This is a genomic window from Metapseudomonas cellulosilytica, from assembly GCF_049334135.1.
Classification (GTDB): Bacteria; Pseudomonadota; Gammaproteobacteria; order Pseudomonadales; family Pseudomonadaceae; genus Metapseudomonas.
In genome coordinates, this window is sequence record NZ_JBHZGN010000004.1 from 252,980 (window position 1) to 277,901 (window position 24,922).

The 24,922-nt window shown below is 66.2% G+C and carries 15 protein-coding genes, 1 pseudogene and 1 riboswitch; of the genes and pseudogenes, 11 read left to right on the forward strand and 5 right to left on the reverse strand.

Translation table 11 applies throughout. The features are described 5' to 3' along the window. Nucleotides 1–41: 41 nt before the first annotated feature. From pilH to ACFW0H_RS07305, 7 genes are all read left to right on the forward strand, one after another. Nucleotides 42–407 (forward strand): twitching motility response regulator PilH, encoded by a 366-nt coding sequence (gene pilH, locus ACFW0H_RS07275; protein WP_422913223.1) that lies wholly within the window; start codon nt 42–44, stop codon nt 405–407. Nucleotides 408–462: 55 nt separating this feature from the next. Then, complete coding sequence (locus tag ACFW0H_RS07280; protein ID WP_422913224.1) at nt 463–999, forward strand: chemotaxis protein CheW; 537 nt, start codon at nt 463–465, stop codon at nt 997–999. 139 nt (nt 1,000–1,138) lie between these two features. Beyond that, nucleotides 1,139–3,187 (forward strand): methyl-accepting chemotaxis protein, encoded by a 2,049-nt coding sequence (locus ACFW0H_RS07285; protein WP_422913225.1) that lies wholly within the window; start codon nt 1,139–1,141, stop codon nt 3,185–3,187. A 62-nt stretch (nt 3,188–3,249) separates the two neighbouring features. Continuing rightward, nucleotides 3,250–4,110: a protein-glutamate O-methyltransferase gene (locus ACFW0H_RS07290; protein WP_422913303.1), complete on the forward strand. Its 861-nt coding sequence runs from the start codon at nt 3,250–3,252 to the stop codon at nt 4,108–4,110. Nucleotides 4,111–4,119: 9 nt separating this feature from the next. Next, nucleotides 4,120–12,069, forward strand: coding sequence for an Hpt domain-containing protein (locus ACFW0H_RS07295; RefSeq protein WP_422913226.1), 7,950 nt, complete (start codon nt 4,120–4,122; stop codon nt 12,067–12,069). Then, on the forward strand, nt 12,066–13,094 hold the full coding sequence (locus tag ACFW0H_RS07300) for a chemotaxis protein CheB (protein WP_422913227.1): 1,029 nt from the start codon (nt 12,066–12,068) through the stop codon (nt 13,092–13,094). Before ACFW0H_RS07295 ends, ACFW0H_RS07300 begins: the two co-directional genes overlap by 4 nt. Continuing rightward, on the forward strand, nt 13,091–13,561 hold the full coding sequence (locus ACFW0H_RS07305; RefSeq protein WP_422913228.1) for a chemotaxis protein CheW: 471 nt from the start codon (nt 13,091–13,093) through the stop codon (nt 13,559–13,561). Before ACFW0H_RS07300 ends, ACFW0H_RS07305 begins: the two co-directional genes overlap by 4 nt. A 209-nt stretch (nt 13,562–13,770) precedes the next feature. On the opposite strand, the gene ACFW0H_RS07310 is transcribed toward ACFW0H_RS07305, so the two are convergent. Together ACFW0H_RS07310 and ACFW0H_RS07315 are read right to left on the reverse strand one after the other, a co-directional pair. Continuing rightward, a complete protein-coding gene (locus tag ACFW0H_RS07310; RefSeq protein ID WP_422913229.1) occupies nt 13,771–14,490 on the reverse strand; it encodes a 16S rRNA (uracil(1498)-N(3))-methyltransferase in 720 nt (239 codons plus the stop codon). An 83-nt stretch (nt 14,491–14,573) separates the two neighbouring features. Beyond that, nucleotides 14,574–15,980 (reverse strand): adenosylmethionine--8-amino-7-oxononanoate transaminase, encoded by a 1,407-nt coding sequence (locus tag ACFW0H_RS07315; RefSeq protein ID WP_422913230.1) that lies wholly within the window; start codon nt 15,978–15,980, stop codon nt 14,574–14,576. A 161-nt stretch (nt 15,981–16,141) separates the two neighbouring features. Here ACFW0H_RS07315 and ACFW0H_RS07320 point away from each other — a divergent pair. The 4 genes and pseudogenes from ACFW0H_RS07320 to ACFW0H_RS07335 all read left to right on the forward strand — a co-directional run. Then, nucleotides 16,142–17,611 (forward strand): annotated as a pseudogene (locus ACFW0H_RS07320) (flavin monoamine oxidase family protein); the annotation flags it as partial. Between the two features lie 239 nt (nt 17,612–17,850). Beyond that, a complete protein-coding gene (locus ACFW0H_RS07325; protein WP_422913231.1) occupies nt 17,851–18,405 on the forward strand; it encodes a cytochrome b in 555 nt (184 codons plus the stop codon). Nucleotides 18,406–18,436: 31 nt separating this feature from the next. Then, nucleotides 18,437–19,012 carry a YceI family protein gene (locus ACFW0H_RS07330; protein ID WP_422913232.1) on the forward strand — a complete coding sequence of 192 codons (576 nt, stop codon included), beginning with the start codon at nt 18,437–18,439 and terminating at the stop codon, nt 19,010–19,012. A 376-nt stretch (nt 19,013–19,388) separates the two neighbouring features. After that, nucleotides 19,389–19,961, forward strand: a complete 573-nt coding sequence (locus ACFW0H_RS07335) for a YceI family protein (RefSeq protein ID WP_422913233.1) — start codon at nt 19,389–19,391, stop codon at nt 19,959–19,961. 172 nt (nt 19,962–20,133) lie between these two features. Here ACFW0H_RS07335 and ACFW0H_RS07340 read toward each other — a convergent pair whose 3' ends face one another. From ACFW0H_RS07340 to ahcY, 3 genes are all read right to left on the reverse strand, one after another. Beyond that, nucleotides 20,134–22,083, reverse strand: coding sequence for a DEAD/DEAH box helicase (locus ACFW0H_RS07340; protein WP_422913234.1), 1,950 nt, complete (start codon nt 22,081–22,083; stop codon nt 20,134–20,136). 254 nt (nt 22,084–22,337) lie between these two features. Further along, nucleotides 22,338–23,183 carry a methylenetetrahydrofolate reductase [NAD(P)H] gene (metF, locus tag ACFW0H_RS07345; protein ID WP_422913235.1) on the reverse strand — a complete coding sequence of 282 codons (846 nt, stop codon included), beginning with the start codon at nt 23,181–23,183 and terminating at the stop codon, nt 22,338–22,340. A gap of 96 nt (nt 23,184–23,279) precedes the next feature. Next, a complete protein-coding gene (gene ahcY / locus ACFW0H_RS07350) occupies nt 23,280–24,689 on the reverse strand; it encodes an adenosylhomocysteinase (RefSeq protein WP_422913236.1) in 1,410 nt (469 codons plus the stop codon). 22 nt (nt 24,690–24,711) lie between these two features. After that, nucleotides 24,712–24,884, reverse strand: a riboswitch (S-adenosyl-L-homocysteine riboswitch). Nucleotides 24,885–24,922 lie beyond the last annotated feature (38 nt).

Below are 24,922 nucleotides of genomic sequence, written 5' to 3' on the forward strand. Positions count from 1 at the left end.
CGGCCTGAAGGCCGGTGAAGCCTTTCCGTATGGGGAACACCATGGCTCGTATTCTGATTGTTGATGACTCGCCGACCGAGATGTACAAGCTGACCGCGATGCTCGAGAAGCACGGTCACCAGGTACTCAAGGCGGAGAATGGCGCCGATGGCGTGGCACTGGCCCGACAGGAGAAGCCGGACGCCGTGCTGATGGATATCGTGATGCCGGGCCTGAACGGCTTCCAGGCGACCCGTCAGCTGACCAAGGACGCCGATACCAGCCATATCCCGGTGATCATCGTCACCACCAAGGATCAGGAAACCGACAAGGTCTGGGGCAAGCGCCAGGGCGCCAAGGACTACCTGACCAAGCCGATCGAAGAAGACACCCTGATCAAGACCCTGAACACGGTACTGGCCGGCTGATGCCAGGCCGGTCCCCGACCCGATAATTATTAGAAACAGGCCAAGGCCGGTCGTCATGTCGGATTCGCAGACCCCCTTCCAGCTCCTCCAGGCGATCGACCAGCGCTGTCGCGCGTTGGCCGCGGGCCTGCCTGCGCAACAAGAGGTGGTGCAGAGCTGGAGCGGCATCGGTTTCCGCATGGGCGAACGCCTGTTCGTGGCGCCCATGGGCGAGGTCAGCGAAGTGCTGCACGAGCCGCGCTACACCTTGCTGCCGGGGGTGAAAACCTGGGTCAAGGGCGTCGCCAACGTGCGCGGCCGCCTGTTGCCGATCATGGACCTGTGCGGTTTCTTCGGTAGCGAACTCTCGCCCCTGCGCAAGCAGCGCCGGGTACTGGTGGTGGACCACCAGGAGATCTTCGCCGGGCTCATCGTCGACGAAGTCTTCGGCATGCAGCATTTCCTGGTCGATGCCTTCAGCGAGGAACTGCCCCCGCTGGAGGCCAGTATCCAGCCCTTCATCCACGGCGTGTTCAATCGCGAACAGCCCTGGCTGGTGTTCAGCCCGCATGCGCTGGCGCAGCACCAGGCGTTCATCGAGGTGGCGGTCTAGATTCGACGCGGGGCGCCTGGCGCTCCGCGGTGGTTGCCGGGACGCAGTTTCCGGCGCCGCAGCTTCAAGGTTGGGCCGGCTTTGCCGGCCCTTTGGCGTTACATGGGAACAAGTGGTTGGTCCAGGCGGGGGCCCGATAATGAAAAGACTGAACTCAGGCAATCTGTTTTCCGGGGTGCGCAGCACGTCGCTGATCGCCGGACTCTTCGTGGTCCTGATCGTCGCCATCGTGCTGCTGTTCGCGAACTTCGCGTACCTCAACACCCAGGCGAACTACGACAAGGAATACATCAGCCACGCCGGCGAGCTGCGCGTGCTCTCCCAGCGTATCGCCAAGAACTCCAGCGAGGCCGCGGCGGGCAAGGCAGAGGCCTTCGCCCTGCTGAAGGACGCGCGTAACGACTTCGAGCAACGCTGGAACTTCCTCGTCAAGGGCGACGCTTCCACCGGCCTGCCTGCCGCACCCGCTGCCGTGAAAGCCGAGATGGACCCCGTGCAGAAGGACTGGGACAGCCTGCGCAAGAACGCCGACGCCATCCTTGCCAGCGAGCAGACCGTGCTCTCCCTGCACCAGGTGGCCGCCACCCTGGCCGAAACCATTCCGCAGCTGCAGGTCGAGTACGAGGAAGTGGTGGACATCCTCCTCGAAAGCGGCGCGCCCGCCAGCCAGGTTTCCGTGGCCCAGCGCCAGTCGCTGCTGGCCGAACGTATCCTCGGTTCGGTGAACAAGGTGCTGGCCGGTGACGAAGACTCGGTCCAGGCCGCCGACATGTTCGGCCGCGACGCCAGCCTGTTCGGTCGCGTACTGGGCGCCATGCGCGAAGGCAACGCGGCGATGGAGATCACCAAGGTCACCAATACCGAGGCCCTGGAGCGCCTGCAGGAGATCGCCGAGCTCTTCGAATTCGTTTCCGGCTCGGTGGACGAGATCCTCGAGACCTCGCCCGAACTCTTCCAGGTCCGTGAGTCCGCCAACACCATCTTCACCGGTTCCCAGACCCTGCTGGACAAGGCTTCCGCGCTGACCAGCGGCTTCGAGAACCTGGCTTCCAGCCGTGACCTGAACAGCTTCGCCGGCTACGTGCTGGGCGTGCTGGCCCTGGGCTCGATCATCCTCATCGGCCTGGTCATGGTGCAGAGCACCCGCAGCCGGCTGGCCGAGACCGCCGCGAAGAACGAACGCAACCAGGCGGCGATCCTGCGTCTGCTCGACGAGATCGCCGACCTCGCCGACGGTGACCTGACCGTGGCCGCGACCGTGACCGAGGACTTCACCGGCGCCATCGCGGACTCCATCAACTACTCCATCGACCAGCTCCGCGAACTGGTGGAAACCATCAACCTGACCGCCGTGCAGGTGGCCGCCGCCGCCCAGGAAACCCAGGCCACCGCCATGCACCTGGCCGAGGCTTCCGAGCACCAGGCCCAGGAAATCGCCGGCGCCTCCGCCGCGATCAACGAAATGGCCGTGTCCATTGACCAGGTATCGGCGAACGCCTCCGAATCCTCGGCGGTAGCGGAACGTTCCGTAGCCATCGCCAACAAGGGCAACGAAGTGGTGCACAACACCATCACCGGCATGGATAACATCCGCGAGCAGATCCAGGACACCTCGAAGCGGATCAAGCGCCTCGGTGAATCGTCCCAGGAGATCGGTGACATCGTGAGCCTGATCAACGACATCGCCGACCAGACCAACATCCTCGCCCTGAACGCCGCGATCCAGGCCTCCATGGCCGGTGACGCGGGCCGCGGCTTCGCCGTGGTAGCGGACGAGGTACAGCGCCTCGCGGAACGTTCCTCCGCCGCGACCAAGCAGATCGAGGCGCTGGTGAAGACCATTCAGACCGACACCAACGAAGCGGTGATCTCCATGGAGCAGACCACCTCCGAAGTGGTCCGCGGTGCGCGCCTGGCCCAGGACGCCGGTGTGGCCCTGGAGGAGATCGAGAAGGTATCCAAGACCCTGGCGGCGCTGATCCAGAACATCTCCAACGCCGCTCGTCAGCAAGCCTCCTCGGCTGGCCACATCTCCAACACCATGAACGTGATCCAGGAGATCACCTCGCAGACGTCCGCCGGTACCACCGCTACCGCGAAGAGCATCGGCAACCTGGCGAAGATGGCCAGCGAGATGCGCAAGTCGGTTTCCGGCTTCAAGCTGCCGGAAGCCCAGGACATAGCCTGACCACGGGAGGCGCCGCGGTCTGAGGCCGCGGCACGACGGCCATGAATCAAGGGCACGACAGCATGCAGCCAGGCGGCGTCTGGGCCTTGAAACCCCTGGCCGACATGACGACAGCGGAGTTCCACGACTGGCAGAAGCTGCTCGAGGAGCGCACCGGCGTGGTGGTCACTGACCAGCGCCGCTCCTTTCTCCAGACCAACCTGAGCGCGCGCATGCGCGAGCTGGGGGTGGCGGACTATGCCAGCTATTACCGCCAGGTGACCGACGGGCCGCGCGGTGCGGTGGAGTGGTCCACCCTGCTGGACCGCCTGACCGTGCAGGAGACCCGCTTCTTCCGGCACCCGGCATCCTTCGAGCTGCTCGCCGGCTATCTGCGCGGGCGCGTCGAAGCCGGCCTGGAGCGTCCGCTGGAAGTCTGGAGCGTGGGGTGCTCCAGCGGCGAGGAACCCTATTCACTGGCCATGTTGGCGGCCGAGGCACTTCGCGGGACTGAACGACCGGACTACTTCGGCGTGACCGGCACCGACATCAGCCTCAGCGCCCTGGCCAAGGCCCGCGAGGGGCGCTATGCGCCCCGGCGCCTGGAACAGCTGGAAACGAAGCTCGCCGAGCGCTATTTCCAGGCCCAGGACGATGGCCGTTACAAGGTAGTGCCGAGCCTGGCCGCACGGGTGTGCTGTGCAAGGCTCAATGTGCTGGAACTGGCCAAGGCGCCAATGTCCGGCATGGACGTAATTTTCTGTCAGAACCTGTTGATCTACTTCCGCCGCTGGCGCCGCCGGGAAATCCTCAATCGCCTGGCCGAGCGCCTGGCGCCGGGGGGCCTGATGGTGCTGGGCGTGGGCGAAGTGATGGGTTGGCAGCACCCGGACCTCGAGCCGGTGCCCAATGAACTGGTTCTGGCATTCACCCGGAAGGGATAGCAGACGGCTATGACTGATCGGCACGACTACGTCGCCCTCGAGTGGGTCAAGGGCGAGATCGCGGAAACCCTGAAGCAGGCGCGGCAGGCCCTGGAGGCCTTCGTCGAGAACCCGCAGGACCCTACGCGCATGCGTTTCTGCCTGACCTATATCCATCAGGTCCAGGGCACGTTGCAGATGGTCGAGTTCTACGGCGCTGCCCTGCTCGCCGAGGAAATGGAGCGTCTGGCCCAGGCCCTGATGGAGGGGCGCGCGACCAATCGCGGCGAGGCCCTGGAAGTGCTGATGCAGGCCATCCTGCAGCTGCCGCCTTACCTCGACCGCATCCAGAGCGCCCGCCGCGACCTGCCGATGGTGCTGCTGCCGCTGCTCAACGACCTGCGCGCCGCTCGTGGCGACAACCTGCTGTCGGAAACCAGCCTGTTCGCGCCGGACCTTTCCGTCGTGATGCCGGCGCTGTCCAGGGACACCCTGGCGCGCATGCGCACCGCCGAACTGCCGGTGTTGCTGCGCAAGCTGCGGCAGATGCTGCAGGCCGCCCTGGTGGGAGTGATCCGCAACCAGGACCTGGCCACCAACCTCGGTTACATGGCGCGGGTTTTCGCCCGCCTCGAATCCCTCTGTCAGGACGCGCCGCTCGGACCGCTCTGGCAGATTGCCTCGGGCCTGGTGGAAGGCCTGGCCAACGGCAGCGTGGTCAACGGTTCCACCGTGCGCAACCTGCTGCGCGAGGTGGACCACGAACTCAAGCGCCTGCTGGAGCAGGGCGCCGACGGCTTCAACCAGGCGGCCCCGGAAGAGCTGGTGAAGAACCTGCTGTTCTACATCGCCAAGGCACCGGCCCAGTCGCCGCGCATTCGCGCGCTCAAGGAGCGCTATCGCCTCGACGATGCCCTGCCGGACACCTCGGTGGTGGACGAGGAGCGGGCCCGCCTCGCCGGCCCCGACCGCGACGCCATGCGCTCGGTGGTCACCGCCCTCTGCGAAGAGCTGGTGCGGGTCAAGGACAGCCTTGACCTCTTCGTGCGCAGCGACCGCAGCGGCGTCACCGAACTGGATTCCCTGCTGCCGCCGCTCAAACAGATCGCCGACACCCTGGCGGTGCTCGGTTTCGGCCAGCCGCGCAAGGTCATCCTCGACCAGATCGACGTGATCCACGGCCTGTCCCTCGGCCAGCGCGAGCCCAGCGACGCGGTGTTGATGGATGTGGCTGGCGCGTTGCTCTATGTGGAGGCGACCCTGGCCGGCATGGTCGGCCCGGCGGAAGAGGGCGCAGCGGAAGAGAGCCACCTGCCCACCACCGACGTGGCGCAGATCCACCAACTGGTGATCAAGGAAGCGCGCAACGGCCTGGAACAGGCCAAGGACGCGATCATCGAGTTCATCGCCTCGCAGTGGAACCACGAGCACCTGGCCCGCGTGCCGGAGCTGCTGACCCAGGCCCGTGGCGGCCTGGCGATGATTCCGCTGGCGCGTGCCGCCGCCCTGCTGGAAGCCTGCAACCGCTATATCCAGGAACAGCTCCTGGCGCGCAAGGCGGTGCCCAACTGGCAGAGCCTGGACACCCTGGCCGACGCCATCACCAGTGTCGAGTACTACCTCGAACGCCTGTCCGAGGACCACGCGGCTTCCGGTGACCTGATCCTCGATGTGGCCGAGGAAAGCCTGGAATCCCTGGGTTACGCGCTCAAGGAAAAGCCTTCCATCCTCGATGCGCCGGAGGAGGAGGAGCCCCTGGCGCCCCTGGCCGATCCGTTGCAGGAAATCGAAGTGCTGGCTGCGGAGGAGTCGGAGCTGAGCCAGCACCTGGAACCGGAAGACGAGCCCGAAGCGGCCATGCCCCCGGCCGAGGTGCTGCCATTTTCGTTCGCGCCGCAAGCGCCGGCCGAAGGCGCGCTGGCCACCGAGAGCATCGACTTCGACCTGGACGCGCCGCTGCAGCCGGTCGAGGCCGCGCCACTGCCGGCCGCCGAAAACGAGTTGCTGGTGTCCGACGACAACTGGAGCCTGGGCGATCCGGTCGCCGAGCCGGCTGCCGAAAGCATCGACCTGAGCCTGGATGCGCCGCTGGAACTGATCGAAGCGGCGCCACAGCGGATCGCCGATAGCGAGTTGCTGGTTGCCGACGACAACTGGCGCCTGGGTGAGCCGGACGCCGCGCCGGCTGCCGAAAGCATCGACCTGAGCCTGGACGCGCCGCTGGAACTGGTCGAGGCGGCGCCACAGCTGCTTGCCGATAGCGATTTGCTGGTTGCCGACGACAACTGGCGCCTGGGTGAGCCGAACGTCGAGTCGGCAGCCGAAAGCATCGATTTCAGCCTGGACGCGCCGCTGGAATCAGTCGAAGCCGCGCCCCGGCCGGCCGTTGACAACGAACTGCTGGTTTCCGACGACAACTGGAGCCTGTCTGAACTGGAGGTCGAGCCGCTGGCCGAAGGTGTCGATTTCAGCCTGGATGCCCCCCTGGAACTGGCAACCGCCACCAAGCCGCAACTGGAGCCTGCCCTGGCGTTGGGCGCACAGGACGCGCTGCCGAGCCTGGACCTGACCGAGCTGGACAGCCTGCCCGGCGAAACCGAAGTGCTGCTCCCGGAGGAGGACGAGCTGCTCGACCTCAGCCTGGACGCACCCCTGGCATTCGACGAATCCCAGCCGTTGCCCAGCTTCGACCTGGCCGACCTGGAAGAACTGCCAGCGGCCCTGCCGGGCGATCCCCCCGGCCTGGACCTGCCGGCATCCGCCGAGGCGTTGCCGAGCCTGGAGTTCGACGAGCTGGACGCCCTGCCGGACGGGGAACCGGTGGCCGAACTGGATCCCCTGAGCCTGGAAGACCTGCCGGCGCCTCTGGAGTGGGATGAGGCCGCGCTCGCCGAACTCGGCCTGCCCGAGGTGGAGCTGTCCGCTGCGCCGGAAGAAGCGCCGGCGGCCGAACCTGTCGCCGAGCGTCCGCTGTCCCTGGCCGAGGTCATGGCCGTACCGGTCCCGGCCTTCAACCCGCCGGCCCGCGAAGTGCCGCCGAGCCTCCTGCCGCCGGCCGCCGACGAGGAGCCGGTGGACGACGAACTGCAGGAGGTCTTCATCGAGGAAGCCGGCGAAGTGCTGGAGACCCTCACCGAACACCTGCCGCGCTGGCGTGCCGACAGCAATGACCGCGAGCCACTCGGCGAAGTGCGACGTGCCTTCCACACGCTCAAGGGCAGCGGCCGCATGGTCCGTGCCCTGATCATCGGCGAGCTGTCCTGGTCGGTGGAGAACCTGCTGAACCGTGTGCTGGACCGCAGCATCGAGGCCGGGGAACCGGTGCAGCAGGTGGTTCAGGACGTGGTCGACCTGCTGCCGGAGCTGGTCGAGGAATACGCCGCCAAGGCACAGCGTCAGCGCGACGATGTCGACCTGCTGGCCGCCACCGCCCATGCCCTGGCCAAGGGGCAGAGCCTCCCAAAATCTGATGCCCCGGGTTCAGAGCCGGCCGTCGAGCCCGTGGGCGAGTTGCACGCTCCAGTCATCACCGAGTCCGGCGAGATGCTGGACCCGCAGCTGCTGGAAATCTTCCGCAACGAGGCGGAGCTCCACCTGGAAACCCTTGCCGGCTTCGTCAAGGCCTGCGACCACGAGTTGCCCCAGGCGGTGAACGACGACCTCCAGCGCGCGCTGCACACCCTCAAGGGCAGCGCGCACATGGCCGGCATCCTGCCGATCGCCGAGATCGCCACGCCGTTGGAGAAACTGGCCAAGGAGTTCAAGACCAACCTGCTCAGCATCGACCTGTCCGAGGCCGAATTGCTGCGCGAGGCCCTGGCCTTGCTGCGCAAGGGCGTGGAGCAACTGGACAGTACACCGCTGTCGCCCGTCCCCGGCACCGAAGCGCTGCTGGAACGCATCCGCCAGCTGCATCAGCAGCGGCTGGACGCTGCCAGCGCCGCGCGCCGCGATGACAAGGGCGAAGCCCGCGACCCGCAGATGATCTCCCTGTTCCTCGCCGAAGGCATGGACATCCTGCTGGATGCCGAGGACCTGCTGCGCCGCTGGCGCGAGCACCCGGCCGAGCGCCAGGAACTGGATGCACTGCTGGACGAACTGAGTACCCTCGGCCGAGGCGCCGAGATGGCCGAGCTGCCGCAGATCGAAGAACTCTGCGAAGCCCTGCTGGACGTCTATGGCGCCGTCGACGAGGGCAGCCTGCCGGTCAGCGAGCGCTTTTTCGGCGAGGTCGAGGCCGCCCATGAAGCCCTGATCGGCATGATGGACCAGGTCGCCGCCGCCATGGAGGTCAGCGCCCGGCCGGAACGTGCCGAGGCCCTGCGCAGTCTGCTGCAGGACCAGGTAGACCCGGCCACCCTGGCGCTGCTGGAGCCGGACGCCGCCCCTGAATTGCAGGCCGAAGCGCTGGATGCGGATGGCCCCGACTGGGCCTCCGCCGATTCCCGTGCATCATTACCGGAGGGCGCAATAGAGCCGCTGGTGACACAGGACGTCGCTTCGGCGGAACTGGCCGCCTTCGACCCCGAGGAGGAGCCCGCCGCACCCCAGGCCGAGGTCCCGGCTGCGCTGGACGAGGAGATGGTGGCGATCTTCCTCGAAGAGGCGGTGGACATCCTCGATAGCGCTGGCAAGGCGCTGGAGCGCTGGCTCGGCGAGCCGGGCAACAACCCGGCGCTGCTGGCCCTCCAGCGTGACCTGCACACCCTCAAGGGTGGCGCGCGCATGGCCGAGATCCGCCCCATCGGCGACCTCGCCCACGAGTTGGAGTCCCTATATGAAGGCCTGGTGGATCGCCGCTACAGCCACTCGCCGCGCCTCGCCGGCCTGCTGCAGAAGAGCCACGACTGCCTCGCTGCGCTCCTGGAGCAATTGCAGGCCCACCGTGCCCTGAGCGATCCGCTGCAACTGATCCAGGATATCCGTGGTTTCCGTCAGGGTGGTGCGCAGAGCCTGTCCGCGGCCGTGGTGCAACCGCTGCCCGAGCTTGAAGCCTTCGACGATGAAGAGCGCGGGCGGGAAGATCCCATCGACCTGTGCGAGCCCTTCGACGCCGCCAATGAGGAGATTGCGGACCAGGGCGCCTTGCTGGAGCAGCCCGACGCCGACCTGGCCCTGGAAGAACCCCAGCCGCTGCAGGCTGCCGAGGAGCCGGCTGCCTACGATGTGCCCCCCCAGCCCTTCGTCGGCGAACAGGACCCGGAGCTGGTGGAGATCTTCCTCGAGGAAGGCTTCGACATCCTCGACAGTGCCGGCGCCGCCCTGCAGCGCTGGATCGAGTCCCCGGAAAACAGCCTTGAAGTGGAGGCCCTGCAACGGGACCTGCACACTCTCAAGGGCGGTGCGCGGATGGCCGAAATCGGCCCGATCGGCGATCTCGCCCATGAACTTGAATTCCTCTACGAAGGGCTCTGCAACGGCCGCCTGCGGGCCGTCCCGGCGCTGTTCGGCCTGCTCCAGGCCTGCCAGGACCGCTTGAGCGAAATGCTCGACGCGGTGCGCGCTCGCCGTCCGCTGCCGGATGGCAAGGCGCTGGTCGAGGCCATCCAGACCTGGCGCAGCAATCCTGACGAACAATTGAGCATGCCGAGCAGCGTGCGCCTGTCGCCAGCGGTCGAGGACGACCTGGAGGCCGTGGCCGAGGCGGACATCCTCGACATTTTCCTGGAGGAGGCCGACGACCTCCTGGAGACCATGGAGACCACCATCGGTCGCTGGGAAGAGGCGCGCGAGGAAGGCGCCCACATCGATGAGCTGCTGCGCGTGCTGCACACCCTCAAGGGCGGTGCGCGGCTGGCCGGGCAGAAGCGCCTGGGCGACCTCTCCCACGACCTCGAACAGCACCTGATCGAAGCCCAGCAGCAGGGTGCGCCCTGGCCGGAAAGCCTGTTCCTCGACGTGCAGTCCGGCTACGAAGGCCTGCAGGCCGAGTTGGACGAATTGCGCCAGCGACTGGATCGCAGCCTGGCCGAGGACCAGCTCGCTGCGCCTCCGGCGCCGAGCCAGCCGGACGTGCCGCACCTGGCCAGCCCCATCGTCGCCGCCAGCGTGCAACCGCTCACCGCCACTGAAGAGCGCACATTGCCCTTCGTTCGGCGCGCCCAGGAAGCCGCCCAGGAAGCCGCGGCGCGCCGCGCGCCCCAGGAGCTGGTGAAGGTGCCGGCAGAGCTGTTGGAGGGCCTGGTCAACCTGGCCGGCGAGACCTCCATCTTCCGTGGCCGGGTGGAGCAGCAGGTCAGTGACTTCAGCTTCACCCTCAACGAGATGGAAGCCACCATCGAGCGGGTGCGCGACCAGCTGCGTCGTCTCGACACCGAGACCCAGGCGCAGATCCTCAGCCGCTACCAGGCCGAGGCCGAGCGCGCCGGCTACGAGGACTTCGATCCGCTGGAAATGGACCGCCATTCGCAGCTGCAGCAGCTCTCGAGGGCGCTGTTCGAGTCCGCCTCCGACTTGCTCGACCTCAAGGAAACCCTGGCGGCGAAGAACCGCGACGCGGAAACCCTGCTGCTGCAACAGGCGCGGGTGAACACCGAGCTGCAGGAAGGCCTGATGCGCACCCGCATGGTGCCCTTCGACCGCCTGGTGCCACGCCTGCGCCGGATCGTCCGGCAGGTGGCCAGCGAACTGGATAAACAGGTGGAATTCGTCGTCGGCAACGCCGAGGGCGAGATGGACCGTACCGTGCTCGAACGCATGGTGGCGCCCCTGGAACACATGCTGCGCAACGCCGTCGACCACGGCATCGAAAGCGCCGTGGTGCGCCGCGCCACCGGCAAGCCGGAGGCGGGCACCATCCGCCTGAACCTCAACCGCGAGGGGGGCGATATCGTCCTGACCCTGGCCGACGACGGCGCCGGCATCAAGCTCGAAGCGGTGCGCCGCAAGGCCATCGAGCGTGGCATGCTGGATGCCGATTCCGACCTCTCGGACCACGAGGTGCTGCAGTTCATCCTCGAACCGGGCTTCTCCACCGCCGACAAGGTCACCCAGATTTCCGGCCGGGGCGTCGGCATGGACGTGGTGCATTCCGAGGTGAAGCAGCTCGGCGGCACCATGAGCATCGACTCCACGCCGGGCGCGGGCAGCCGCTTCCTCATCCGCCTGCCGTTCACCGTGTCGGTGAACCGCGCGCTGATGGTGCTTTCCGGCGAAGACCTCTACGCCATCCCGCTGAACACCATCGAAGGTATCGTGCGGGTCTCCCCGTACGAGCTGGAGACCTATTACCAGCCGGATGCGCCGCGCTTCGAATACGCCGGGCAGAACTACGAGCTGAAGTACCTGGGCGACCTGCTGGACAACGGCCAGCACCCCAAGCTGGTGGGTCAGAGCCTGCCGCTGCCAGTGATCCTGGTGCGCTCCAGCGAGCACGCCGTGGCCGTGCAGGTGGACGCCCTGGTGGGTTCCCGCGAGATCGTGGTGAAGAGCCTCGGCCCGCAGTTCGCCGGGGTCCATGGCATCTCCGGCGCGACCATCCTCGGCGACGGCCGCGTGGTGGTGATCCTCGACCTGCTGGCGACCATCCGATCGCGCCATGCCCACCTGGTGCAGCCGCAGCTGCGCTCGGCCAGCGCCAACCTGCTGCCGGCGGAGGTGGACCTGGAGCGTCCGCCACTGGTGATGGTGGTGGACGACTCGGTGACCGTACGCAAGGTCACCAGCCGCCTGCTGGAGCGCAACGGCATGAACGTGCTCACCGCCAAGGACGGGGTGGACGCCATCGCCCTGCTGCAGGAGCAGCGGCCCGACATCATGCTGCTGGACATCGAGATGCCGCGCATGGACGGCTTCGAGGTGGCCACCCTGGTGCGGCACGATGAGCGCCTGAAGGACCTGCCGATCATCATGATCACCTCGCGTACCGGCGAGAAACACCGCGAGCGCGCCATGGCCATCGGCGTCAACGACTACCTGGGCAAGCCCTACCAGGAATCCCTGTTGCTCGAAACCATCCAGCACCTGGTCAAACGGACATGACAGAGAAGACTTCCGCACGCATCGCCGTGCTCGCCGATACCTCGCTGCAGCGTCATGTGCTGCAGCAGGCGCTGACCGGCAACGGCTACCAGGTGGTGCTCAACAACGACCCCGCCCGCCTCGACGAAGAGGCCCTGGCCGGCTGCGAAGCGGACCTCTGGCTGGTGGACCTGGCGCTGTCCGAGGACTCGCCGCTGGTGGACAACCTGCTGGAGCACGCCAGCGCGCCGGTGCTGTTCGGCGAGGGACATGCCCCGGAACGGCATTCCGAGCATTACCCGCGCTGGGAGCGGCGGTTGTTCGGCAAGTTGAAGAAACTGGTGGGCGACCCGGCGGTGGCCGTGGGGCCAAGCCTGGAAGGCCTGCTGGCCGAGGCCCAGCGCCCCGCGCGCCTGGAGCTGCCCAGGGCCCTGGCCGATACCCCGCTGGTGGCGGGCGAGCCAGCGCGCCAGGTCTGGCTGCTGGCCGCTTCCCTCGGTGGTCCGGCGGCGGTCAAGGCGTTCCTTGACGCCCTGCCCGGCGGCCTGCCGATCGGCTTCCTCTATGCCCAGCACATCGATCCCGGTTTCGAGGGCGCGCTGCCCCAGGCGGTGGGCCGCCACAGCCAGTGGCACGTCAACCAGGCACGCCCCGGAGAAGCCGTGCGCTGTGGTGAGGTGGTGGTGGTGCCCATCAGCCGCGAGCTGGGTTTCACCGACGATGGCCGCATGCAGGTGGGCGATCGCCCCTGGCCGGAACCCTACAGCCCGTCCATCGACCAGGCCATGCTCAATCTGGCCCAGCAGTACGGCGCCCAGTGCGGCGTCATCGCCTTCAGCGGCATGGGCAGCGATGGCAGTGCCGCTGCCGCCTATCTGCGTCGCCAGGGCGGTCTGATCTGGACCCAGAGCGCCGAATCCTGCGCCTGCTCGAGCATGCCCGACAGCCTGCGCGAAGGCGGCTACAGCGCGTTCAGCGGCGATCCGCGCGAACTCGCCGCCAAGCTGGTCGAACATCTGGCCGCACAGTGCAAGGAACTCCCATGAGCCAAGCCGTTACCACCCAGAACAGCGCCGCCAGCCTCACCGGGCTGCTGCTGCCCCTGGCCGACCGAACCCTGCTGGTGCCCAACGTGGCGCTCGCCGAACTCATTCCCTACCGCGCGCCCCAGGCGACAGCGGGCCTGCCTGGCTGGCTGCTGGGTCAGGTGGCCTGGCGCGACCTGCGCCTGCCCCTGCTGTCCTTCGAGGCTGCCGCCGGGGGGGAAGCCAAGGTTGGTGCTGGCGCCCGTGTCGCTGTGCTCAACGCCCTGGGCGGCCGGCCCCATGTGAAGTTCATCGCCCTGTTGCTGCAAGGCATCCCCCGCTCCCTGAAGCTGGAAGAGGACCTCCCCCGCGCCAATGCGCCGCTGTCGAGACTGGAGCTGGATGCGGTGCAACTGGGCACCGACGTGGCGAGAATCCCCGACCTGGTGGGTCTGGAACAGATGCTGGCGGATGCCGGGCTGATCTAGGCCCCTGCGGGGACGACTCGCTTCCGTAGGGTGGACCACGCTTCACCGGTCCACCAATCGTGGTTCGGCATGGCCGCGCTGGTAGATAGAAAGGCGCTATCCACCCTACGAACCATCTGTGGGGGTGAATTCATTCGCCAAGCAGGCCGAAGGCCTGCCGTAGGTTGGTGCCGAGCGAAGCGAGGCCCAACGTTTCCCCAAGCCTGCCCTCAGAAATCTCCCCACAACTGCTGCGCCACGCTCAGCGCCACCACCGGCGCGGTTTCGGTGCGCAGCACCCGTGGGCCAAGGCGCGCGGCATGGAATCCGGCCGTCTTTGCCGCCTCCACTTCGGTCTCGGTCAGCCCACCCTCGGGGCCGATGAGGAAGGCCAGGGTGCCGGGCCTGGCATGGCTTGCCAGGGGCTCGGCCACCGGGTGCAGGACCAGCTTGAGATCGGCCTCTACCTGACGCTGCCAGTCGGCCAGGGTCAGCGGAGCGTGGATCACCGGCAGCACCGAGCGGCCGCACTGCTCGCAGGCGCTGATGGCGACCTGGCGCCAGTGGGCCAGGCGCTTGTCGGCGCGTTCGTCCTTCAGGCGCACTTCACAACGTTCGCTGACGATGGGGCTGATCTGCGCCACGCCCAGCTCGGTGGCTTTCTGGATCGCCCAGTCCATGCGTTCCCCGCGCGACAGGCCCTGGCCCAGATGCACCCGCAGAGGCGATTCGGCGAGGCCGGCGAAGGCTTCGCGCAGTTCCACGCGCACCGCCTTCTTGCCCACCTCCACCAGTTCTCCCAGGTACTCCTGACCGGAACCGTCGAACAGCTGCACGGCGTCGCCAGCCGCGAGGCGCAGCACGCGGCCGATGTAGTGGGCCTGGGCTTCGGGCAGTTCGTGCTGGCCGAGGGAGAGCGGGGCGTCGATGAAGAAGCGGGATAGGCGCATAGGGCAGCTGCAAGCGGCAAGTTGAAAGCTGCAAGCTTAACCGCTTCGACTTGCGGCTTATAGCTTGCAGCTTGTAGCTGTTTCTACCCCGGATCGCGATGGTTGGGATGCAGGTCGGCCGCCACCGCCACGCTGACCGCATCGCGGGTGGCGATGTCGATGCCTTCGCTGGCGACCGTGGCGAGGAAGTCGATCTGTTCCTCGGTGATCACATAGGGCGGCAGGAAGTACACCACGTTGCCCAGCGGGCGCAGCAGGGCGCCACGCTCCAGGGCGTGCTGGAAGACCTTCAGGCCACGGCGCTCCTGCCAGGGGTAGGGCGTCTTGCTGGCCTTGTCCTGGACCATCTCGATGGCCAGCACCATGCCGGTCTGGCGAATTTCGGCGACGTTCGGGTGCGCTGCCAGGTGCGCGGTGGCGGTGGCCATGCGCGTGGCCAGCTTGCGGTTGGCCTCGATCACCCGGTCCTCTTCGAAGATGTCCAGGGTCGCCAGGGCGGCGGCGCAGGCCAGCGGGTTGCCGGTGTAGGTATGGGAGTGGAGGAAGGCGCGCAGGGTCTGATAATCGTCGTAGAAACCCTGGTAGACGGCGTCGGAAGTGAGCACCGCGGCCATCGGCAGGTAGCCGCCGGTCAGGGCCTTGGACAGCACCAGGAAGTCCGGGGCGATGCCGGCCTGCTCGCAGGCGAACATCGTCCCGGTACGGCCGAAGCCGACGGCGATCTCATCGTGGATCAGGTGCACGCCGTAGCGGTCGCAGGCCTCGCGCAGCAGTTGCAGGTACACCGGGTGGTACATGCGCATGCCGCCGGCACCCTGGATCAGCGGCTCGACTATGACCGCCGCCACTTCCCCATGGTGTTCGGCCAGGGTGCGCTCCATGTGGGCGAACATGGCGCGGGAGTGCTCTTCCCAGCCCATGCCATCCGGGCGCAGGAAGCAGTCCGGGCTCGGCACCTTGAGGGTGTCCAGCAGCAGCGACTTGTAGGTTTCGGTGAACAGGGCGACATCGCCCACCGACATCGCGGCCACGGTTTCGCCGTGGTAGCTGTTGGTCAGGGTGACGAAGCGTTTCTTGCGTTCCCGGCCCTGGTTGCGCCAGAAGTGGTAGCTCATCTTCAGCGCTACTTCGATGCCGGAGGAGCCGTTGTCGGCGTAGAAGACCCGGTCCAGGCCCTTCGGCGTGATCTTCACCAGGCGCTCGGACAGCTCGATCACCGGTTGGTGGCTGAAGCCGGCCAGTATCACGTGCTCCAGCTGGTCCACCTGGTCCTTGATGCGCTGGTTGATGCGCGGGTTGGCGTGGCCGAAGACATTGACCCACCAGGAACTGACGGCGTCCAGGTAGCGTTTGCCCTCGAAGTCTTCCAGCCAGACGCCCTCGCCACGGCGGATCGGCACCACCGGCAGGCGTTCGTGATCCTTCATCTGGGTGCAGGGGTGCCAGAGCACGGAAAGGTCGCGTTGCATCCAGTCGGCGTTGAGGCCCATGAGTCGTTCTCCTGTAGCGATCGGCGAAGCCTATGCAAAGGCTCGGCCCTGGACAAGCAGGACGCCCGCTTCGGCCCGGACGGCACGTCTGGCCCGGCTGTCGGGGCTCGCGTATCCTGCGCGCCAATTTCGAACGACGCTGCTTCACCGGGGGAATCTTCATGCCTGCAGCCTGGCGCGCCTTGGCGCTGATCATAGTGGGGGGGCTCAGCGCGACGGCGCTGGCCAAGGACAAGCAGCCGACGGCCATCGTCATCGGCGGCGGCATGGCCGGCCTGACCTCGGCCTACGAGCTGCAGCAGAAGGGTTGGCAGGTCACCCTGCTGGAGGCCAAGCCGAGCATCGGCGGGCGCTCGGGCCTGGCCACCAGCGAGTGGGTCGGCAGCGCCAAGCTGCAGCCGGCGCTCTATCGCTATCTCGACCAGTTCAAGCTCAAGGCCGTGCCGGCGCCGGACTACGTGCGCACCCCGGGTTACCTGGTGGGCGGCCGCTACTTCTCCGCGGCCGACCTGCTCAAGGAAGCGCCCAGCACGGTCGAGGGCCTGAAGCGTTTCGACAAGAGCCTGGACGACCTGGCTGCCTCCATCGACGACCCGCTCAAGCCGCTGGCCAACAACACCCTGCAGACGCTCGATTCCATCAGCGTCGCCCGCTGGCTGGAAAAACTGAACCTGTCGCCCACCGCCAAGGCTCTGGTGGACCAGCGTATCCGCTCGCGCTATGACGAACCCTCGCGCCTGTCGCTGCTCTACCTGGCCCAGCAGGCCCGCGTCTATCGCGGCCTGCCGGATACCGAGATGCGCGCCGCACGGCTGCCCGGCGGCAGCCAGGGCCTGACCCAGGCCATGGCCAAGCAACTGAAGACCATCAAGACCAACGCCCGCGTCTCGGCCATCGTCCAGGAGAAGGACGGTGTCACCGTGAAGGTCGGCGGCACCGGCTACAGCGCCGACTACGTGGTGCTCGCCGTGCCGCTGCCGGCACTCGGCAAGATCAGCCTGACGCCGTCCCTCACCGCCCTGCAATTGCGCGCCCTGAAGGACATCAACTATGGCTGGCGCGACCAGATGCTGCTGCAGTTCAAGAAGCCGGTCTGGGGCAAGAGCCGTCTTTCGGGCGAGGTCTACAGTGACCAGGGCCTGGGCATGCTCTGGGTCGAGCCGGCGCTCAAGGGGGGCGCCAACCTGCTGATCAACATTTCCGGCGATAACGCGCGCCTGCTGCAGGCCTTCGGTGACCGGCAGATGGTCGACCAGGTGCTGATCCGCTTCGACAAGCTGTATCCGGGCGCCCGCGAGCAGTTCAAGGGCTTCGAAGTGCGCCGCTACGGCAAGGATGCCCTGGCCGGTGGCGCCTACCTGGCCTACGGGCCGGGCGAGATCAGCCTCTACTGGCGCCTCTGGGAGCAGCCCCTGGGCCGCGTGGTGTTCGCCGGCGAGCACACCGATGCGCTCTATCCGGGCACCCTGGAAGGCGCCCTGCGCAGCGGCCAGCGCGCCGCCAGCCAGGTCATCGACCTCAAGGCCGGCAAGGCCGTCGGCCCGCTGGAAGCCGTCGCCGAAGCCAAGCCCGAGGCGGCGCCCAAGGTGTCCACCAAGGAAGAGAAGAAAGGTTTCTTCTCCCGCCTGTTCAACTGAGTCACCCTCCGGCGGCGAACCACTTCGCCGTCGGCCCCTCCGCTGCGCCATTCGGCCACATCTTACGGATTTTCAGGGCTTTTCATCGCCAAATTCCTGCAAAGTCCCGATTGTTATAAAGATCGTATTACTCGATATTTCAAAGCGAAAAATTCCGCTTTAATTCGATAGATTTGTCGATAACCTCTAGCGGCCCTGTATACAAAGCCTGCGTTCCCTCAAGGATGTTCTTCATGCAATGGCGTAACTCCCCGTCCCGTTTCGGTCTGGTCAGCATTTTCCTGCACTGGGGGGTGGCCCTGGTCTTCTTCTGCCTGTTCGCCCTGGGCCTGTGGATGGTCGGGCTGGACTACTACAGCAGCTGGTACAAGGCAGCCCCGGATATCCATAAAGGCGTCGGCATCCTGCTCTTCCTGGTGATGCTGGCGCGCTTGGCGTGGCGTTTCATCAGCCCGCCGCCGCCGGCCCTGCCCAACCACGGCCCGATGACCCGCCTGGGTTCCAAGCTGGGCCACCTGGTGCTCTATGTCGGGCTGTTCGCCCTGATGATCTCCGGTTACCTGATCTCCACCGCGGAAGGCCGTGGCATCGAGGTGTTCGGCCTGTTCGAGGTCCCGGCCACCCTGACCGCCATTCCCGACCAGGAAGATGTTGCCGGCGTCATCCATGAATACCTCGCCTGGGGCCTGCTGATCTTCGCCGGCATCCACGCCCTGGCCGCCCTCAAGCACCATTTCATCGATCGCGACGCGACCCTGACCCGCATGCTCGGCCGCGCCGCCAAATAAAGCTGCAACCTCTCAACAAGGAGATTCACCGATGCTGAAGAAAACCTTCGCTGCGCTGACCCTCGGTACCGCGCTCTTCGCCGGCCAGGCCATGGCCGCCGACTACGTGATCGACAAGCAAGGCCAGCATGCCTTCGTCAATTTCGAGATCGGCCACATGGGCTACAGCTACATCTACGGCACCTTCAAGGAGTTCGACGGCGCCTTCAGCTTCGACGAGAAGAACCCCGAGGCCAGCAAGATCAAAGTGACCCTGAAGACCGCCAGCGTGGACACCAACCACGCCGAGCGTGACAAGCACATCAGGAGCGCCGACTTCCTCAACGCCAGCAAGAACCCGATCGCCACCTTCGAGTCCACCTCGGTGAAGTCCACCGGCCAGGACACTGCCGACGTGACCGGCAACCTGACCCTGAACGGCGTCACCAAGCCGGTGGTGATCCAGGCCAAGTTCGTGGGTGAAGGCAACGACCCCTGGGGCGGCTACCGCGCCGGCTTCAAAGGCGCCACCACCATCAAGCTGAAGGACTTCGACATCCAGAAGGACCTCGGCCCGGCTTCCCAGGAAGCCCAGCTGATCATCTCCTTCGAGGGTGTGCGTTCCTGAGGACGCTTTCCCGCTCCAGCAAAACGCCGGCTTCCAGCCGGCGTTTTGCTGTCCGGCCCGGGCGTTCGATAGCCTTCAGCCGCTCGCCTCCATCCGGCGCCACCAGAGAGATGGCTGCGCCTGCGGTCGATCCGTCGCAGGGCAATCCCGGCCCACTGGGCAAGGCTCCGGGGTCGCGACGCCATGCGTTGCGAGCCCTGGAATATCTCGGCATCGGCAGTGTCAAATCAGGAGAAATTGCTGGGCGGGCCAGCTGCGCGCTCAATCCAGGGTGAATGGGCACGCAGTAGATCTTCTCTGGAAATCTGAAAGAGCTATTCAGACGATCAACCAGGTCTACGCAGGATCTCTCACAGATCTACAAGGGGATTGACCAATGCTGAAGAAAACCTTCACTGCGCTGGCCCTCGGCGCCGCGCTGTTCGCCGGCCAGGTCATGGCTGCCGATTACGTGATCGACAGGGAAGGTCAGCACGCATTCGTCAACTTCAAGGTCGGGCACCTGGGCTACAGCTACATCTACGGCACGTTCAAGGACTTCGACGGATCATTCAGCTTTGACGACAAACACCCCGAGGCGAGCAGGATCAAGGTCACCCTGAAGACTGCCAGCGTCGACACCAACCACGCCGAGCGCGACAAGCACATCAAGGGCGTACTCCTCCACGCAAGCAAGTACCCCACCGCCACCTTCGAGTCCACCTCGGTCAAGTCCACCGGCCAGGGCACTGCCGACGTGACCGGCAATCTGACCCTGAACGGCGTCACCAAACCGTTGGTGATCCAGGCCAGGTTCGTTGGCGAGGGTGATGACCCGTGGGGTGGCTACCGCGCCGGCTTCGAAGGCACCGCCACCATCAAGCTGAAGGACTTCGACATCCAGAAGGATCTCGGCCCGGCTTCACAGGAAGTCCAGTTGATCATCTCCTTCGAGGGCGTACGTTCCTGAGTGCGCATTCCCGCCTTGGCAGAGCGGCGCGGGGGAGGGCTTCAACCGCGGGTCGCAAGCCGGTGGGCTGAAGCCCACCCTACGGTGTCAGGACGCGAATCCATTCGCGAAATCCGCTGGCCAGCAACGAAAACGCCGGCACGAGGCCGGCGTTTCCATGGGCGGATGAGACTCAGCGATTGCGGGTCAGCAATGCCGGTTTCTCGCCGCGCGGACGGGCCTGCTGTTGCAGTTCGTCCAGTTGCTCGGGTGTCGGGAAACGGTCGGCGCGGGACTCTTTCATGATGATCTTCGGCGCCGGCTTGCTGGCGCGCGGGTCCTGCACGGCCGGCTCGTCGCGGCCACGGGACACCAGTTGATCGTCACGGCGCGGACCATTGCCACGGCCCTTGGCGGCCTTGCCCTGGCGTTGCTGGCCCTGCTTCTGGCCGCCGCCTTGTTTCTGGCTACCTTGTTTCTTGCCCTGGCTGCCGCCTTGACCACGTTCCTGACCGCCACGGCCTTGACCCTGGCCTTGACCCTGTTGGCGCTGGCCTTGCCCCTGACCCTGGCCGCCACGGCGCTGGTTGCGGCCCTGAGGCTGCCCCTTGGGCGGGTACGGGCTCACGTAGTCGGCACGATTACCGAAGTTATCGACATCGTCATCGAGGAACTCTTCCGGATCGCGCTCCGGAGCCGGCTGCGGCGGACGTGCCTGTTTCGGTTGCTTCGGCTGCCTGGGCTGCTGTGGCTGGCGCTGATCGGCGGCCTCCTGGCCCGGCTCCTGGCCTTGGCCCTTGCCCTTGCCGCGGCGGCGGTTGCGGCTCTTGCGTGGCTTGGCTTCGGCGCCTTCCGCAGCTTCCTGCGCTTCCTTGGCTTCGCTCGACGGCCGGGCCTGGGGCGCGGCGGCCTTGGCCTCGCGCTTGGGCTTGTCGGCGCGCGGCTGGCGCTCGGGGCGCGGCGGGCGGGCTTCGGGGCGCTCGGCCTCGACGGTGGCCGGGTCGAAGCCTTGGGTATCGCCGGTCGGGATCTGCTGCTTGGTCAGGCGTTCGATGGCCTTGAGCAGCTTCTCCTCATCCGGCGCCACCAGGGAGATGGCTTCGCCGCTGCGGCCGGCCCGGCCGGTACGGCCGATGCGGTGCACATAGTCTTCCTCGACATTGGGCAGCTCGAAGTTGACCACGTGGGGCAACTGGTCGATGTCCAGGCCACGGGCGGCGATGTCGGTGGCGACCAGGATACGCACGTCGTTGGCCTTGAAGTCCGCCAGTGCCTTGGTGCGCGCATTCTGGCTCTTGTTGCCGTGGATCGCGGCGGCGGCCAGGCCGTGCTTGGTCAGGTACTCGGCCAGGCGGTTGGCGCCATGCTTGGTACGGGTGAAGACCAGCACCTGCTCCCAGGCGCCGACCGTGACCAGGTGCGCCAGCAGGGCGCGCTTGTGGCTGGCGGGGAGACGGAACACGCGCTGCTCGATGCGCTCCACCGTGGTGTTCGGCGGGGTCACTTCGATGCGTTCGGGATCGTGCAGCAGCTTGTTGGCGAGGTCGACGATGTCTTTCGAGAAGGTCGCCGAGAACAGCAGGTTCTGGCGCTTGGACGGCAGCCTGGCGAGGACCTTCTTCACGTCGTGGATGAAGCCCATGTCGAGCATCCGGTCGGCTTCGTCGAGCACGAGGATTTCCACATGGGAAAGGTCGACGGCGCCCTGGCCGGCCAGGTCGAGCAGGCGGCCGGGGCAGGCCACCAGCAGGTCCAGTCCCTTGGACAGGGCCTGTACCTGGGGATTCATGCCGACACCGCCGAAGATGCAGGCGCTGACCAGGTTCAGGTCGCGGGCATAGAGCCTGAAGCTGTCATGCACCTGGGCTGCCAGCTCGCGGGTCGGGGTCAGCACCAGCACGCGGGCCTGGCGTGGGCCGTGGCGGTGCGGTTTGTCGGGGTGTCCGTTGGGGAACAGGCGTTCCAGAACGGGCAGCGCGAAACCGGCGGTCTTGCCGGTGCCAGTCTGTGCCGCAACCATCAGGTCGCGACCTTGCAACACGGCGGGGATGGCCCGCTGTTGCACGGGAGTGGGCTGGGCGTAGCCGGCAGCTTCGACGGCGCCGACCAATGCCTCGGAGAGACCGAGGGAAGCAAAGGACATGGGAGATCCTGTGTAGTTCTAAGGGGCTGGCCCGATAGGGTGATCCGTCTGGCTCGAATCGCGGCGATGGCACGCGAGCCCGACCGGTCCTGCTGGCCAAAGAGGTGGGCCAACATCCGGGCGTATGCCTGACGGGAGCGCGGAGTATAACAGTTCCGCGGCAATGTACAGCCCTTGCAGCGCTCAACGGTTGCGACGCAACAAGGAAAAAGAAAAGGCCGGGGGATACCCGGCCTTTCGCCTTGTACCGAATCTCAACGCGGGAGGTTGAGGTTTTTCCAGATCGCCAGGCTGGGTTCGGCCTGGTTCAGGGTGTAGAAGTGCAGGCCCGGGGCACCGCCCTGGAGCAGGCGTTCGCACATCTCGGTGACCATCTGCTCGCCGAAGGCCTGGATGCTCTGCACGTCATCGGCGTAGGCCTCCAGCTGCTTGCGGACCCAGCGCGGGATTTCCGCGCCGCAGGCGTCGGAGAAACGTGCCAGCTTGCTGTAGTTGGTGATCGGCATGATGCCCGGTACCACGGGAATGTCCACGCCCAGCTTGCGTACGCGCTCGACGAAGTAGAAGTAGCTGTCGGCGTTGAAGAAGTACTGGGTGATGGCGCTGCTGGCGCCGGCCTTTACCTTGCGTATGAAGTTGGCGAGGTCGGCTTCGTAGCTGCGCGCCTGAGGGTGCACTTCCGGGTAGGCGGCGACTTCGATGTGGAAGTGGTCGCCGGTTTCCGCGCGGATGAACTCCACCAGTTCGTTGGCGAAGCGCAGTTCGCCACTGGCCATGCCCATGCCCGACGGCAGGTCGCCGCGCAGGGCGACGATGCGCTGGATGCCGGCGTCCTTGTAATGGGCCAGCAGGGCACGCAGTTCGGCCTTGCTGTCGCCGACGCAGGACAGGTGCGGTGCGGTGGGGACCTTCACCTCGCCGTCCAGTTGCAGCACGGTCTGCAGGGTACGGTCACGGGTGGAGCCGCCGGCACCGTAGGTGCAGGAAAAGAAATCTGGCTGGTAGTTGGCCAGGTTGCGGGCGGTGGCCAGGAGTTTTTCGTGGCCGGCTTCGGTCTTGGCGGGGAAGAACTCGAAGCTGTAACGGCGTTCTTGCGACATGGAGAAGATTTCCTTCTCAGCGGCAAGCGGCAAGCTTCAAGCTGCAAGTGAGACTGGCTCGACTTGCAGCTTGCGGCTTGAAGCTTGGGGCTGCAGTTAGTAGCGGTAGGTGTCCGGCTTGAAGGGGCCTTCCACGGTCACGCCGATGTAGTCGGCCTGCGGCTTGGTCAGCTGGGTGACCACGCCGCCGAAGCCCTTGACCATCTCCAGCGCCACTTCTTCGTCCAGTTTCTTCGGCAGTACTTCCACGCTCAGGCGCTGGGCCTTCTCGGTGGCCGGCAGATCGGCGAACTTCCGCTCGAAGAGGTGGATCTGCGCCAGCACCTGGTTGGCGAAGGAACCGTCCATGATCCGGCTCGGGTGGCCGGTGGCGTTGCCCAGGTTCACCAGGCGGCCTTCGGCCAGCAGGATCAGGTAGTCGTCATTGAGCGGGTCGAAACCGTCGTTGCCGGTGCGGTGGATCTTGTGCACCTGCGGCTTCACCTCTTCCCAGGCCCAGGTCTTGCGCATGAAGGCGGTGTCGATCTCGTTGTCGAAGTGGCCGATGTTGCAGACAACGGCGCGCTTCTTCAGTGCCTTGAGCATGTTGGCGTCGCAGACGTTGACGTTGCCGGTGGTGGTGACGATCAGGTCGATCTTGCCCAGCAGTGCGGCGTCAACGCTGGCTTCGGTGCCGTCGTTCAGGCCGTTCTTGTACGGGGAAACGACTTCGAAGCCGTCCATGCAGGCCTGCATGGCGCAGATCGGGTCGACTTCGGAGACCTTCACGATCATGCCTTCCTGGCGCAGGGACTGGGCCGAGCCCTTGCCCACGTCGCCGTAGCCGATCACCAGGGCCTGCTTGCCGGACAGCAGGTGGTCGGTGCCGCGCTTGATGGCGTCGTTCAGGCTGTGGCGGCAGCCGTACTTGTTGTCGTTCTTGCTCTTGGTCACCGAGTCGTTGACGTTGATCGCCGGGACTTTCAGGGTGCCGGCCTTGAGCATGTCGAGCAGGCGGTGCACGCCGGTGGTGGTTTCCTCGGTGATGCCGTGGATCTTCTCCAGCATCTGCGGGTATTTCTTGTGCAGGATCTCGGTCAGGTCACCGCCGTCGTCCAGCACCATGTTGGCGTCCCAGGGCTGGCCGTCCTTGAGGATGGTCTGCTCGATGCACCACTCGTACTCCTGCTCGGTCTCGCCTTTCCAGGCGAACACCGGGATGCCGGCGGCGGCGATGGCGGCGGCGGCCTGGTCCTGGGTGGAGAAGATGTTGCAGGACGACCAGCGCACTTCGGCGCCCAGGGCGGTCAGGGTCTCGATGAGCACGCCGGTCTGGATGGTCATGTGGATGCAGCCGAGGATCTTCGCACCGCGCAAAGGCTGCTGGCCGGCGTATTTGCGGCGCAGGCCCATCAGGGCGGGCATCTCGGATTCGGCGATGATCAGCTCGCGGCGGCCCCAGGCGGCCAGGGAAATGTCGGCGACCTTGAAGTCTTTGAAATCGGCAGGCGTCATGACAGCGCTCATGTATGAGTCTCCATTCGTAGTGTGCGAATGGGCGCCGTTGATGCGTTTGTCGATCGGATGGGTACCGACCGGGTCTACGCCCCTTCCGAGCCTGACAGGCGGAGCCTGATTCGAATCGGGTCGAGTGCCACAGAAATACTCTGAGGTTCGCAAGATTCGAAACAGGCACCACGTGCTGCAGCGCCCCTCGGACGGGTGGCGGGAACGGTCGGACTGCGCCGGCCGTTTGAAAA